Origin of the sequence: Afipia massiliensis (genome assembly GCF_014203115.1) — a bacterium.
Classification (GTDB): domain Bacteria; phylum Pseudomonadota; class Alphaproteobacteria; order Rhizobiales; family Xanthobacteraceae; genus Afipia; species Afipia massiliensis.
In genome coordinates this window covers 224,056-238,015 of sequence record NZ_JACHIJ010000008.1, presented here as the reverse complement: position 1 = coordinate 238,015, position 13,960 = coordinate 224,056, and the positions used below count along the sequence as shown (strand labels likewise).

Below are 13,960 nucleotides of genomic sequence, written 5' to 3'. Positions count from 1 at the left end.
GGCTCACACCAAGCGAGTTTGCCAACCGTTCAAACAGGGACGAAAACCAGAACAGAGTCTACTTATAAACGAGGGCAATCAGGGGTGCAGGTCAGATGCAGTAAATAGCCGAAACGCTGTAGCGGTGAAATTATTTCCAGTTCTTTCGTATCTTGTAAGAGTTCAATTATCTGCTCCTTAGAAAAAGCTCCTTCCCTGATATTCAGAAGTATCTCCAGCTTTCTGCTAATCTTCAGCCAAGACAGAAGGAGCTTTGCCACCTCTTTTGTTCTGACAACGTTTCCTCGCGCGTGAAACATCCTGACATTCGCGAATATGGCGTTGGCAGTTTTAATCTTGGATTTTGTTTCGTCAGGCAACCTCCCGACCAACTTTTCGATACCACCCCAATTAGGGGAGTCGACTTTCGTCGCGAAGTAGCGACGCAGGAGAGTTTTCGAACCATCGCCCTTTGACCTTGCCATTTTTGTTTCAATTCTCGTTGATGAAGAATTTCTTAGACTCGGACCTAAAACTAACGTGGGAGCGAGCGAACCAGAATGGAAAAAAATGCAATAAAACTCCCGCAAAAGCTCGAACAACTAATTCAAGTTGGCGTCTGAATGATCGCAAGCTTGTGAGAAAATGTTCGAAACTCATCGATTGGTGACCCGCGCTCGTGCAGCTGAGTATTGCAGCGTCTCCGTAAGTACATTTTCAGCCTGGGTACGACAAGGGACCATGCCCCGTCCTGTTGTTGGCACTTCGCGCTGGGACTTGAAAGCAATTGATCGCGCGTTAGACTCATTAAGTGGCATCGAACAAGCAGAAACATCGGCGCTAGATATGTGGAGGGAGAAGCGTGCGCGTCGTTCTGAAGGGAATTCATAAGGTCAAGAAGCGGCTCGCGAGCGGCGAGATCAAAGTCCACTTCTATGCTTGGCGCGGTGGTCCAGCCATCAAAGCCAAACCAGGTACACCCGAATTCATTCAGGCCTATAACGATGCGCGTTCACAACTGCGGCAGCCGCGCGCCGGCATGCTGATGACGATCATCGCCCGGTTCAAAGTGTCCGCTGAGTTCACTCAACTCGCCCTATCGAGCCAACGAGCTTACCGCGCCTATATCAAACTCATAGAGGACGAGTTCGGTGACTTGCCGTTGGCTGCGCTTTCGGACAAGCGCATCCGCGGCGAGTTCAAAACCTGGCGTGACTCGTTCGCCGCTACGCCGCGCAAGGCCGATTATGCGTGGACGACGTTGGCGCGGATCATGTCGTTCGCTAAGGACCGAGGCATCATCGAGACCAACCCTTGCGAGCGCGGTGGTCGGCTCTACGTCGCCGACCGAACCGAGAAGCTCTGGGGTGAGACCGAAATCGCCGCCCTGCTCGCTGTGGCGCCAGCCGAGATCGAACTCGCGCTCGTGCTGGCGCTGTGGACCGGCCAACGTCAGGGCGACCTGCTGCGGCTGCCGTGGTCTGCGTATGACGGCAGCCACATTCGGCTTCGGCAGTCCAAAACCGGCCGACGCATGACCTTGCCGGTCGGCCAGCCGCTCAAGGTGCTGCTTGACCTCACAGAGCGGCGTAGCCCACTCGTTCTGACCAACACCTATGGCCGGCCTTGGACGTCAGACGGCTTTCGGACGTCGTGGGGACGGGCCTGCGACAAGGCAGGTGTGGCCGGCCTGACGTTTCATGATCTGAGAGGCTCTGCGGTGGTTCGGCTGGCCTTGGCCGAGGCGACGGTGCCGCAGATCGCAACCTTCACCGGCCACGCCTTGCGTGACGTCGAAGCGATTCTCGATGCCCACTACCTAGGTCGCGATGTGAAGCTTGCTGAGGCAGCCGTGCTCAAGCTCGAAGCGAGAACAAAACTGTAAACCGTGCTGTAAACCGCAGTGGTTTCTGCAGCGGTCAAATCAGCTAAGTGCTTGATTTGTTTGGTGGGCGCACCAGGGCTCGAACCTGGGACCCGCTGATTAAGAGTCAGCTGCTCTACCAACTGAGCTATGCGCCCGGATCCAACCGGATGTCCGTTGAGGACGGCGTCGTTTAGCAAAGCGAAACGGCCATGTCCAGCAAGGTTCACGGGTTTTCCCTGCGCTGGACAACATCGGATTCGAGCAGTTCCGGACAGCAAAAAACCGCCGGTTTTCCGGCGGTTTTTGTCATTCCTCATGGTCTGGGCGGGTTACCTCAGAGGCGTTCTGAGCTCCCGGCACCGCGATCCCGGCCAGGGCTGCGATCCCGGTCGAATCGGTCGCCGTCCAGACCGCGCTCGAAGCCGCGTCCGCGCCAGCCGTGATGCCCGCCCATACGGGTCAGCATCGTCAGCCGCCGCTTCTGGCCGTCGTCGAGGCTCTTGTAGAGCGGGTCGGCGGCGTCGGCGATCTTCTTCAGGCCGGCGGCGGTCTCGGCCATCCTGTCGGCCCGGTCGCGCAGCCGCACCATCGGGTCGCGGGTCTGATCAGCAGCGGCCGGCTTGCCGTCCTGAGAGCCCTTCTGATCCCGTGCGGCACGCCGCGCATCGCGTTCACTGGCGCGCGCATTGGCCATCGCAATCCGCTGCTTGGCAAAATCGCGCACCGCCGCCTCGACCGGCGGCCACATCTTTTCCTGCTCCGGCGTGAGCTTCAGGCCGGCCTTCACGGCCGCGATCTTCGCATCGACGAATGCAGCGCGGTCTTCCGTGCTCATGCGATGATGGTGGTGGTGCTCCGCATAGACGGCGGTCGAGCCGATGATGGCGACTGCCGCAACGCTCGCGAGGATAATTTTCTTCATGGGGCACCTCCGGATGAACTCTCCCGAAGATGGCAGCAACAGGCCCGCTTTCAACTTAAGCTTTGGACAGCTAGGTGAACGCCCATTAATGCAGTCGGCAGCGCTAACGCAACATTCCCAGAGTGCGCGGCAGCCAGAGCGAGATTTCCGGCACGAACGTCACGACCACCAGGAAGCCGAGCATCGTCAACAGCCACGGCCACACCGCGATAGTGAGTTCCGTTATGCCCATCTTGGCGATGCCGGACGCGACATAGAGGTTGAGGCCCACCGGCGGGTGGCACATGCCGACCTCCATGTTGACCACCATCAGGATGCCGAGATGCACCGGATGGATGCCGAGCTTCACCGCGATCGGAAACAGGATCGGCGCGGTGATCAGCACGATAGAGCTTGCTTCCATCACGTTGCCCGCGACCAGCAGCAGGATGTTGACGAAGATCAGGAAGGTGATCCAGTTGACGCCCTTATCCAGCATCCACGCCGTGAGCTGCTGCGGGATCTGTTCGCTGGTCATCAGGAACGAGAACAGCACCGCGTTGGTGATGATGTAGAGGATCATCGCGCTCATGCTGGCCGAGCCGAGCAGCACGCGCGGCACGTCCTTGATCGTCAGATCCTTGTAGACGAACACCGCGATGACGAACGCATAGACCGCACTCATGGCGGCTGCTTCCGTCGGCGTGAACAGGCCCGCATAAATGCCGCCGAGCACGATCACGATCAGCAGCAAACCCCAGATGCACTCGCGAAACGCCTTGATCCGCTCCGGCCAGGTCGCACGCGGCAACCGCGGATAATCGAACTTCCAGGCACGGTAGACCGTGGTCAGACCGAGCAGCGAGGCCAGCATCAGCCCCGGAATAACGCCCGCCATGAACAACTGTCCGACGGAAGCCGATGTGACACGCTCACCATCGGGGCCGAAAGCAACGCTGCCGCCGGTCGCCACCGCGTAAATCACCATCACGATGGATGGCGGAATCAGAATGCCAAGCGCGCCCGATGTCGTGATGACGCCTGCACCGAAACGTTTTGGAAAGCCCTGCGCGACCATCGCCGGCATCAGGATCGAACCGATGGCGATCACGGTGGCGGGGGATGAGCCTGAAATCGCCGCGAACAGCGCGCACGCCATCACACCAGCGAGGCCGAGGCCGCCATACCAATGCCCGACCATCGAGGTCGCGAAATTGATCATGCGTTTGGCCACGCCGCCGTGGGTGAGGAAATTGCCGGCGAGAATGAAGAACGGGATCGCCATGATCTCGAAATTCTCGATGCCGGTGAACAGCTTCAACGCCACCGCTTCGATCGGCACGCTGGTCAGGAAGAAGAGGAATGTCAGAACCGTCAGGCCGAGCGCGATCGAGATCGGCATGCCGGTCAGCATGAGGGCGATGAGAAGCGCGAAAATGAATACAGTTGTCATCGGACGCCCTCCGGCGTCGGACCAACCGCGGTATCGACCTCGATCCCTTCGACGTGCGTGTGATCGTGATGCGGCAGATCACCGCCTTGCCAGTAGGAAAACGCGACTTGCAGGAAGCGGAAACACATCAAGTACGACCCGAGCGGAATGCAGAGATAGACGATCCAGCTCGGCAGTTCGAGATCAGGCGACGTCTGATCGGTTTGGGAAAGACCGATGACGAAGCTGGCGCCCATGGTCCCGATGATGCCGGTGAACAGCGCACCACAGAGCAGACCGAACAGGATCGTCCACTTTCGCCATTTCGGACTCAGCGCCAGCACCAGGACATCGACGCCGACGTGAATTCCGGTGCGCACGCCATAGGCCGCGCCGAACTTCGCCATCCACACGAACATGTAGATGCAAAGCTCCTGCGCCCATGAGAGATGGATTTTGCTGAGGAAGAGGTAGGCCTGCATCGCGCCGGGCCAAGTGCGATGATTGACCACGAAATCCGTGGTGTAGCGATGCGCGACTGCCACAAAAATCACGATCGTCGCGGCAGCAATCAGCGTCGCGATCAAAAGTTCCTCGAGGCGATCGAGGATACGCATGAATGATTTCAAGTTCGTCCCCACCCGCAGCGGCCGCGTCTTTGCGCGTTTCGATCTTGCTGACGCCCCGTCGCACTCTATCAGACGAAAGTGGCCCGGGTCGAATCCCGGACCACTTGTCTGTCACGAAGGTCGTATTAGTTCGTCTTTGCGTTGGCTTCCTTCTTGAAAGCCGCGATCAGATCTTTGCCGACGCGCGAGGCCATGTCCTGGGTGACCGGCTCAAGAGCCTTCATCCATTCGGCGCGTTCCGCAGGGGTCAGTTCATAGAAGGTCGTGGTGCCGGCCTTCTTCATGGCCGCGAGCGCGTCGTCATTTTCCTTCTGCGAGATATCGTTGGAGAATTCCGTCGCCTCCGCCATTGCCTTCTCGACCTGCGGCTTCACGTCGGCAGGAAGGCCGTCCCAGAACTTCTTGTTCACGATCACGGCGTAGCCGATGTAACCGTGGTTCGAGATGGTGGCGTGCTTCTGCACCTCGTGCATCTTCTGCGTGTACACGTTCGACGGCGTGTTCTCGTTGCCGTCAACGACGCCGGTCTGCATCGCCTGATAGACTTCGGAGAATGCCAGCACCTGCGGGATGGCGCCGAGCGCGCGCATTTCCGCTTCCAGAACCTTCGAGGACTGGATGCGCATCTTCATGCCCTGGAAATCGGCGACCTTATGCATCGGCTTGTTGGCCGTCATGATCTTGAAACCGTTGTCCCAGTAAGCCAGACCCTTGATGCCCTTCGGCTCAAGTTTGGCCAGAAGTCCCTGCCCCACCGGACCCTTGGTGATACGGCCGAGGGCGGCCTTGTCCGGAAGGATGTAAGGCAGATCGAAAACTTCGAATTCCTTCACGCCGAGCGGACCGAACTTGGCGAGCGACGGCGCCAACATCTGCACCGCACCGAGTTGAAGCGCTTCGACCTCTTCCTTGTCCTTGTAGAGCTGCGAGTTCGGATAGACCTCAACCTTCACCTTGCCATTGGTGTACTTCTCGGCCAGTTGCTTGAATTTCTCGGCGCCCTGCCCCTTTGGCGTATTCGGCGCGACGACATGGCTGAACTTGATGACAATCGGCGATTGCGCTGTGGCGGGTCCAACGAGCGTGAGAGCGGCGATTGAGGCCGCAGCCAGAATGAGTTTTTTCATGTTTCCTCCGAATGACGATTGAGATCCGCCGGTTTCACCGCGGCTCTGAACCCCTGACGAGCCGATCATCTCAGATACAACTGGTCAAGAGTATTGCCCCTTAGAAGGGGTCGATGCCGTGCTGCAACGCAAAAGGCGGCACATCGTTACGATGCACCGCCTTCCGAGTAGCTGCAGAGGAATCGCGCGATCAGTGGCCCGCAGCCGCGACGGCCGTGTCGCGCTGACGCTTCATGACAATCTTGTTCAGCGCGCCGAGGTAAGCCTTCGCCGAAGCGACCAGCGTATCGGGGTCGGCAGCTTTCGAGGTCATGGAGCGGCCCTCATGCGCGAGCCGCACCGAAACCTCCGCCTGGGCATCGGTTCCCTCGGTCACCGCATGCACCTGATAGAGCTCCAGCTTGGCCTCGTGCGGCACCAGCGCCTTGATACAGTTGAACACCGCATCCACGGGACCATTGCCCTCGGCTTCCTCGATCTTGATCTGTCCGTCGATATCGAGCTTCATGGTCGCGCGCTGCGGGCCATGCGTGCCGGCGATCACCGTCAGCGAGGCCAGCTTGATGCGATCGTGCGAAGCCGCGATCTCCTGATCGACCAGTGCCTCAATATCCTCGTCATAGATGTCCTTCTTGCGGTCGGCGAGCGCCTTCATCCGCACGAACGCATCTTCCAACTGGTTGGCGGCGAGCTTGTAGCCCATCTCCTCCAGCTTGTGGACGAAGGCATGACGGCCCGAATGCTTGCCGAGCACCAGCGACGACTGCTTCAGGCCGACCGATTCCGGTCGCATGATTTCATAGGTCTGCGCGTCCTTGAGAACACCGTCCTGATGAATGCCGCTTTCGTGCGCGAAAGCATTTCGGCCGACGATCGCCTTGTTGTACTGGACCGGGAACGAGGTTGCCGCCGAGACCAGCTTCGACGCGCGCGTCAGCATCGTGGTGTCGATCTTGTTCCAGTATGGAAACTTATCGTTGCGCACGTTGATCGCCATCACGACTTCCTCGAGCGCGGCATTACCCGCGCGCTCGCCGATGCCGTTGATGGTGCATTCGATCTGCCGAGCGCCGCCAGCCAGACCCGCCAACGAATTCGCCACCGCCATGCCGAGATCGTTATGGCAATGGACCGAGAACACTGCCTTGTCGGAATTCGGCACACGTTCGATCAGCGTGCGCATGAAGTGGGTGTATTCCTCCGGCACGGTATAACCGACCGTATCCGGAATGTTGACCGTGGTCGCACCGGCCTTGATGACCGCTTCGACGATGCGGCACAGGAAATCCATCTCGCTGCGGGTGCCGTCCTCGGCCGACCATTCGACGTCGTCGATCTGGTTGCGCGCACGGGTCACGTTGGCGATCGAGGTTTCGATCACCTGCTCCGGCGTCATGTTGAGTTTCACCCGCATGTGCAGCGGCGACGTCGCGATAACTGTATGAACGCGGCCGCGCTTGGCGAACTTCACTGCTTCGGCGCAGCGGTCGATGTCCTTGGGGTGCGCCCGGGACAGACCAGCAATCACCGCATTCTTCGAGCGGCGGGCGATCTCGCTCACAGCCTGGAAGTCGCCTTCCGAAGTGATCGGGAAACCGGCTTCGATGACATCGACGCCCATGTCGTCCAGCATCTCGGCGACTTCGAGCTTTTCCTCGAAGCTCATGGTCGCGCCGGGGCACTGTTCGCCGTCACGCAAGGTAGTGTCGAAAATAACGACGCGGTCCTTGTCGGACTTGTTCGCGGTGGTCATAGGAAAAATCCTTTGGTCAGATGCGCCACTTCAGGACGCTCGGGTTTCGGTGCTTGTCTTCGAACCCCTGAGTGCCCAGGCGCAAACGCCCAGACGGCCCTCAGGGGCAGATAAGAAGCAGAAGCCCGCCAAGAAGGGACGAAATCGCAGCAGCAGGGCGCGCGTCGAGGCCGGCGGCAAATGCCCCCGTGTCCTGCTGTCCCTGAATACCGCCGCGAATCATCAATTCAGTCCCCGAAAAACGCATAGTCGGCCCAAAACCGTTGAAGGTTGGTTGCCGAAGCGTCTGGTACGGCCGTTCTAGACGAGAAAGGCAAGGTCCCGCAACGCCAAAAAACGGTCAGGATGGCTGCCCTATCTATACGGGTAAAATCGCCGGCCTCGGAGGAGCGACGTCGCGCGGCTTAGAGCCTTCGTTGCGCGTAGGCCTCACGCCGGGAATCCGCGCCAACCAAGGCATGCCGCAAGCCCTTCACGGTCGTGGTGATCTTTGCCCAGCCGCAGGACAAGGCGTCACCCTTGCACGCTGCTTCCTTGCGAACCCGCGCGCGATTGGCCGCAACGGGTTGCTTCACGGCAACCTTCGGTTGCGCTTGTTTCTGATAGCCGATCGGCTTCATCTGATTGTTGATCGCCGCGATCGCCTGCCCCGCGTCTGCAACTTCGATGGGAGTTTCCCGGTTCGTTTCGAGATAGGCCAGATATTCCTGATCCATCCGCTTGAGTTCTTGCGGCGTCGGATTCGGACCGGCGATGTCGAAGTGGCGGTTCTGCATGAAATCAAAATAGGTGTAGCCGCCGCCAGCCTTGCGGCGACCCGCAAACTTTGAATCGCATTCCGAGATGATCTTCGCCTGGGCGTCCTTCGACAGACCCGGTTGTGCCGCACTTTGTGAACACTCCTCGAAGTCTTTCGGCGCGTAAAGCTTCCACCACTCGGCATGCGCCGGCATCGGACTCGACGCAACGCCGAGGCCGGTCAAGAGAACCAACAAAACAAACGTGCGCAGATCAGCCACCAACGGACTCCTCACCCGTCCGCATAATATTTCCAGCGGGGCCCATCTGCAACCTGCGATATTCACGCTGTGAATTGCGGGGGCGGGCAAGCATGGGGCGTATTTCTTTCAGGTTCCCGCGGTCTTTGCTTTCGACACGCGAACCGGGGCCCGTCCCTCGCGTTCGAGAGCGACCTTCACCTTTTTCAGTTCCCCGGCGTCGCTCTTGTCCACTTCGGGAAACTTCAGGTCCAGCTTTTCCATCGCACTGACAATCGCCGAACTGATCACGACGCGGGCAAACCATTTGTGGTCGGCGGGCACGACAATCCACGGCGCGCGCTTCGCGGATGTGTGGTGGATCAGATCCTGATAGGCCGCCTGATACTTGTCCCACAGCTTGCGCTCGGCCACATCGCCCAGCGAGAACTTCCAGTTCTTTGCCGGCTCTTCGAGGCGATCGAGAAACCGCTGGCGCTGCTCCTCCTTCGAGATGTTGAGAAAGAACTTCAGGACCAGCGTGCCGTTGCGCGCGAGGTATTTCTCGTACGCCGCAATATCCTCGAAGCGTTCGCGCCAGATGTTCTTGGTCACCAGCTCCGGCGGAATCCGCTGCTTCGCCAGAATTTCCGGATGGACGCGGACCACCAGCAATTCTTCATAATAAGAGCGGTTGAAGATGCCGATACGGCCGCGTTCGGGGGTGCACTTCGATGTGCGCCACATGAAATCGTGATCGAGTTCTTTCGTGGACGGCTGCTTGAACGAATAGACCTGACAGCCCTGCGGATTGATGCCCGACATCACGTTTTCGATGGCGCTGTCCTTGCCGGCGGCGTCCATGCCTTGAAAGATCAGCAGCACCGACCAGAGATCCTGCGCATAGAGCTTTTCCTGCAACTCGCGCAGTCTCCCGCGATTGGCATCGACGAGTTCGCGCGCCGCCTCCTTATCGAGTCCGCCCTTCTCGCCGGGCTTGTGCGCCGTGAGATGAAACTCCTGCGAGCCGTCGACCCGGAACGGGTCCACATAGGACTTCAATTGCCTGGCGCTCGGTTGCGCGGACTTGCCGTTCTTGGCCATGACGAGACATGCTCCGTTTGGTCGCGACGACGCTACACGGCAGCCTACCCGTCCGCCAGTGCCGGGCCGTCGACAGGTTGATATCGATGGTCCATCATGACCGCATGACCAGCGCCGCGCCCGCCATCGCCTACGAGAATGTCGGCAAGAGCTTCGAGCAGGGCCGCATAAAGGCGGTTGACGACGTTTCGCTCAATGTGGCCGCTGGAGAATTTCTGGCCGTGGTCGGCGGCTCCGGGTCCGGCAAGACAACACTGCTACGGCTGGCCAACCGGTTGATCGCTCCCGATAGCGGCACGGTCCATGTGCAAGGCAGCGACGTGCGCAGCGTCGATCCGATCGCGCTGCGCCGGAGCATTGGATACGTCTTCCAAAGCGGCGGGCTGTTTCCGCACATGACCGTCGCCGGCAATATCGGCATTACGCCGCGGCTACAGGGCACACCCGCACAGGAAATTTCGGCGCGCGTCGATGAACTGATAGACTTGGTTCGCCTCGAACGCTCACACCGCAACCGGTTTCCGCACGAATTATCCGGCGGGCAGCGCCAGCGCGTCGGCGTGGCCCGCGCCCTGGCGGCGAAGCCATCGATCGTGCTGATGGACGAACCGTTCGGCGCGCTCGATCCGCTCACCCGCGATGCCCTCGGCGAGAACTATCGCGCGCTCCATCGCAGCCTCGGCCTGACCACAGTGATGATCACCCACGACATGACCGAAGCGCTGCTGCTGGCGGATCGCGTTGCGGTGATGCGCGCCGGTCGCCTGGTCGCGCAAGGCACCGCACAGGAGTTGTCGAAAAGCACGGATGCCTATGTCGACGAACTGCTCAACACGCCGCGGCGTCAGGCGGAGCGGCTGCAGGAATTGCTGCCGAAGGACCCGGCATGAATCTCTTGTCCGATCCGCGCTGGAGCGATGCGCTGACACGGCTGCCGGACTATCTCGGCAGTCATGTTCGCGTCAGCCTCGCTGCTCTGGCGCTCGGCCTCCTCATCAGTTTTCCGCTGGCCCTGATCGTGCGTCGACAACCGGTGCTGCGCGACATCGTGCTAGGGATCGCCAGCATTGTGCAGACCGTGCCCGGCCTTGCATTGCTGGCACTGTTCTATCCGCTGCTGCTGGCGCTGGCAGGCCTCTCGCTGCAATGGTTTGGGCACGGGTTTTCAGCATTCGGATTTCTGCCGTCAGTACTGGCGCTCGCGCTCTACAGCATGCTGCCGGTGTTGCGGAACACCATCACCGGATTGCAGGGCATCGATCCGGCGATCCTTGAGGCAGCGGAAGGCGTCGGCATGACGCAGCGGCAAACGCTAACGATGGTCGAGCTGCCGCTGGCGCTACCGGTGATCATGGCGGGCATCCGGACCGCGGCGGTCTGGGTCATCGGCACCGCAACACTTTCAACGCCGATCGGCCAGACGAGTCTGGGCAATTACATCTTTGCTGGATTGCAAACCCAGAACTGGGTGTTTGTGCTGTTCGGTTGCGTTGCAGCTGCGGCGCTGGCGCTGGCGGTCGATCAGTTGCTGGCGCTGATCGAAGGTGGCGTGCGGATGCACAGTCGCCCGCGGATTGTTCTAGGTTGCCTCGGCCTCGGCGCGCTGATCGCCGCGACCCTGATGCCGTCAATGGCCCGCGCAAAGACAAGCATCATCGTCGGCGCCAAGACCTTCACAGAGCAGTACATCCTCTCGTCACTGATCGCACAGCGGCTGCAGGCGGCGGGGCTGGCGGCCACCCCGCGTGAGGGCCTCGGCTCCAACGTAATCTTCGAAGCGCTCGCATCCGGCGACATCGACGTCTATGTCGACTATTCCGGGACGCTCTGGGCCAATCAGCTCAAGCGCACCGAGATTAAACCGCGCAAGGAACTGCTGAGCGAGCTGACGACAACGCTCAAGGACAAGCATGGCATCTCCCTGCTCGGCGAACTTGGCTTCGATAACGCCTATGCATTGGTGATGCCGCGCAAGCGCGCCGAGGAACTCGGCATCCGCACCATCGCCGATCTCGTGCCCCGTGCGGCATCGCTGTCGATCGCGGGGGACTATGAATTCTTCTCGCGGCCGGAATGGGCCGCCCTGCGCCAGAGTTACAACCTGTCGTTTCGCCAGCAGCGGCAGATGCAACCGGACTTCATGTATGCGGCGGTGGCGTCCGGCGAGGTCGACGTGATCGCGGGCTACACCAGCGACGGGCTGATCGCGAAATACGATCTCGTCGTGCTCGGTGATCCAAAATCCGCGATCCCGCCCTATGACGCCATCGTGCTCATTTCGCCGAAGCGCACCGGAGACCAGGCGCTGCGCGACGCACTGCAGCCGCTGCTCGGGAAGATCGATATCGCCACCATGCGCGAAGCCAACCTGCGCGCGGCGAACGGCGACAGCACCAGCTCGCCAGATGCGGTAGCGCGATGGCTGTGGGGGAAGATCGGGAAGCGCTAGAGGTTCTTCACGAACCCTGCGTCGATCAGCAGGCGGTTAAAGCGCTTGGCCTCAGCGCCTTCCTTGCAGGCGTAGAACAGACCCTTGCAGCGGAGCATGATCTTCTTCTGCTCGGCGAACGTGGAATCGAGCGGAATACCCGCCGCCTCCTGAACCGCAAGCGGCAGATAGGCCGCGTCGAGTGTGTCCAGCGCCGACGACATGTCCGGTTTGTAGTTGAGCGCGTCGATCGCATAGTAGGTTTTGTAGTAGCGCAGGTCGTGCGTCATGATGCGGTTTGCCAGCATCGTCTGTGGCAGGTTCGGCTCCAGCAGCTTCTGGGAGATCGCCGGCTGATGATCGCCGAAGCGCACCAGTAGGAACGGATCATCCGGGTAGTCGGCCTTCAGCCGCGCGACGAAGCTTGCATAGTCCGCCGCCGTCATCGCCTGGCGGCGGATGTACTCGTCCACTTCAGCGGTGTTGCCCGGCGCGGTCCATCCGGCGGGCGTCAGATCCGGCCGGTAGCTCGTCGTCCAGGGGAAGTGATTGGCCGTGAGGTAGACGAGCACAAACATCGGCTGATCGGCCTTCCGCTCGCGCGCAATCAGCTGCAGCGCCTGATCGAAATAGAATCTGTCGGGCTGCATGTCCTCGCTGACGCCCATGTCGGCCATGTCGATGAACTTGTCGATCCCGGCGGATGTCTGGAAGCTCCGCGCGCTGAGGAAATCACCGTAGGTCGGATACAGCGAGAACGTCCGGTAGCCGCAGCGCTGCAAGGCCTGCGGCAACCCGCGCGAAATTTTGCCCGCAGCGATACGCGTGACATAGAACTTGAGCTTGCCGAATGACCGCGCCGACAGGCCGGTCAGAACGTTGAACTCGGTGTACCAGGTCGGCCCACCGGCGGATTCCGCGACGAACGAGCGCTGCCGTCCGTCCGCCGACTTGAAGAAATCGCGGTAATTCTTCGGCACCTTGATGCCCGGCACGGCGCTGATGTCGAAGCTCGACTCGTCCAGCACCATGACAATGTTCGGTCGCTTCGCGCCCGGCGCGCATTCCGTCTCGAGTGGCGAAGCGCGCGCGGACCCGATCATGTTCGGCGGATCGGCCTCAATCCAGCCCGTCGATGTCAGGTGCGACACCGACACGACGCCGGATCGCGCCAGATTTGAGATGTGATTGACGCCCTGGAACGGCTCCCACGGCTGCTCGGGATAGATCACCGACAGCCCCGTGATCAGCGTGACGCAGGCAGCAGCGCCAGCCGCGGACACCGCGCGGCGAATACGGAACGGATCGGCGCGCCAGATCAGCCAGATCACCGGCACGGCGATGGCCGCGAGCAGGAAGGACTGCGACTTCAGTTGCGGGAAGATCGAATGCAGAAACGAAAATGTGTCGCGATCGATAATGAGAAAGTCCAGGAACGTCAGCGTGAGCTGTGTGATCCCGTATTTGAACTGCGACAGCGTAATCAAGATCGCAACCAGCGCCAGTGACAGCGCTGCGGAAATACCCGGTCGGCGCAGCACGATCAGCGACATGAAATTCAGCAGCGCCCATGTCAGCAGCGCCAGCGTCATCGCGAACGGGCCGTATTCGACCGATGCCAGAAGATAGACGGCAGCCAGATGCATCGCGACGATCAGCGCTACGCGCAGGCTCCAGAGCCATCCCTTGCTGCCAGGCCGCTTCATCAGAAGCTGGACTCTGCCGGTCCGGATCGTTGTCGTGACGTTTGACATGATGCAGGT

12 protein-coding genes and 1 tRNA gene are annotated in these 13,960 nt (G+C 60.4%); 3 read left to right on the top strand and 10 right to left on the bottom strand.

Annotated elements, in window-relative coordinates:
* Nucleotides 1–62 precede the first annotated feature (62 nt).
* Complete coding sequence (locus tag HNQ36_RS23700) at nt 63–464, bottom strand: PBP1A family penicillin-binding protein (protein ID WP_184089775.1); 402 nt, start codon at nt 462–464, stop codon at nt 63–65.
* A 377-nt stretch (nt 465–841) separates the two neighbouring features.
* Here HNQ36_RS23700 and HNQ36_RS23695 point away from each other — a divergent pair, with 377 nt between their 5' ends.
* Entirely contained in the window at nt 842–1,864 is a 1,023-nt protein-coding gene (locus tag HNQ36_RS23695) for a tyrosine-type recombinase/integrase (RefSeq protein ID WP_184089772.1), read from the top strand.
* 61 nt (nt 1,865–1,925) lie between these two features.
* Here HNQ36_RS23695 and HNQ36_RS23690 read toward each other — a convergent pair.
* The 8 genes from HNQ36_RS23690 to HNQ36_RS23655 form a co-directional block, all read right to left on the bottom strand.
* Nucleotides 1,926–2,001: transfer RNA gene (locus HNQ36_RS23690), tRNA-Lys, on the bottom strand.
* A 179-nt stretch (nt 2,002–2,180) separates the two neighbouring features.
* Nucleotides 2,181–2,768: a Spy/CpxP family protein refolding chaperone gene (locus tag HNQ36_RS23685; protein WP_184089769.1), complete on the bottom strand. Its 588-nt coding sequence runs from the start codon at nt 2,766–2,768 to the stop codon at nt 2,181–2,183.
* A gap of 103 nt (nt 2,769–2,871) precedes the next feature.
* Nucleotides 2,872–4,200 (bottom strand): TRAP transporter large permease, encoded by a 1,329-nt coding sequence (locus HNQ36_RS23680; protein WP_184089766.1) that lies wholly within the window; start codon nt 4,198–4,200, stop codon nt 2,872–2,874.
* Nucleotides 4,197–4,796: a TRAP transporter small permease gene (locus HNQ36_RS23675; RefSeq protein WP_184089763.1), complete on the bottom strand. Its 600-nt coding sequence runs from the start codon at nt 4,794–4,796 to the stop codon at nt 4,197–4,199. The genes HNQ36_RS23680 and HNQ36_RS23675 overlap by 4 nt, the downstream gene beginning before the upstream one ends.
* 137 nt (nt 4,797–4,933) lie before the next feature.
* A complete protein-coding gene (locus HNQ36_RS23670) occupies nt 4,934–5,935 on the bottom strand; it encodes a TRAP transporter substrate-binding protein (protein ID WP_184089760.1) in 1,002 nt (333 codons plus the stop codon).
* A 190-nt stretch (nt 5,936–6,125) separates the two neighbouring features.
* Entirely contained in the window at nt 6,126–7,688 is a 1,563-nt protein-coding gene (locus tag HNQ36_RS23665; RefSeq protein ID WP_184089757.1) for a 2-isopropylmalate synthase, read from the bottom strand.
* A 404-nt stretch (nt 7,689–8,092) separates the two neighbouring features.
* Nucleotides 8,093–8,707: a hypothetical protein gene (locus HNQ36_RS23660; RefSeq protein ID WP_184089755.1), complete on the bottom strand. Its 615-nt coding sequence runs from the start codon at nt 8,705–8,707 to the stop codon at nt 8,093–8,095.
* 108 nt (nt 8,708–8,815) lie between these two features.
* On the bottom strand, nt 8,816–9,769 hold the full coding sequence (locus HNQ36_RS23655; protein ID WP_184089752.1) for a polyphosphate kinase 2 family protein: 954 nt from the start codon (nt 9,767–9,769) through the stop codon (nt 8,816–8,818).
* 104 nt (nt 9,770–9,873) lie between these two features.
* Here HNQ36_RS23655 and HNQ36_RS23650 point away from each other — a divergent pair, with 104 nt between their 5' ends.
* Nucleotides 9,874–10,659 carry an ATP-binding cassette domain-containing protein gene (locus tag HNQ36_RS23650; protein WP_184089803.1) on the top strand — a complete coding sequence of 262 codons (786 nt, stop codon included), beginning with the start codon at nt 9,874–9,876 and terminating at the stop codon, nt 10,657–10,659.
* On the top strand, nt 10,656–12,218 hold the full coding sequence (locus tag HNQ36_RS23645) for a glycine betaine ABC transporter substrate-binding protein (protein ID WP_184089749.1): 1,563 nt from the start codon (nt 10,656–10,658) through the stop codon (nt 12,216–12,218). The genes HNQ36_RS23650 and HNQ36_RS23645 overlap by 4 nt, the downstream gene beginning before the upstream one ends.
* Here HNQ36_RS23645 and HNQ36_RS23640 read toward each other — a convergent pair.
* Nucleotides 12,215–13,951 carry an LTA synthase family protein gene (locus HNQ36_RS23640; RefSeq protein ID WP_184089746.1) on the bottom strand — a complete coding sequence of 579 codons (1,737 nt, stop codon included), beginning with the start codon at nt 13,949–13,951 and terminating at the stop codon, nt 12,215–12,217. The two genes, HNQ36_RS23645 and HNQ36_RS23640, sit on opposite strands and share 4 nt — an antisense overlap.
* Between the last annotated feature and the right edge of the window lie 9 nt (nt 13,952–13,960).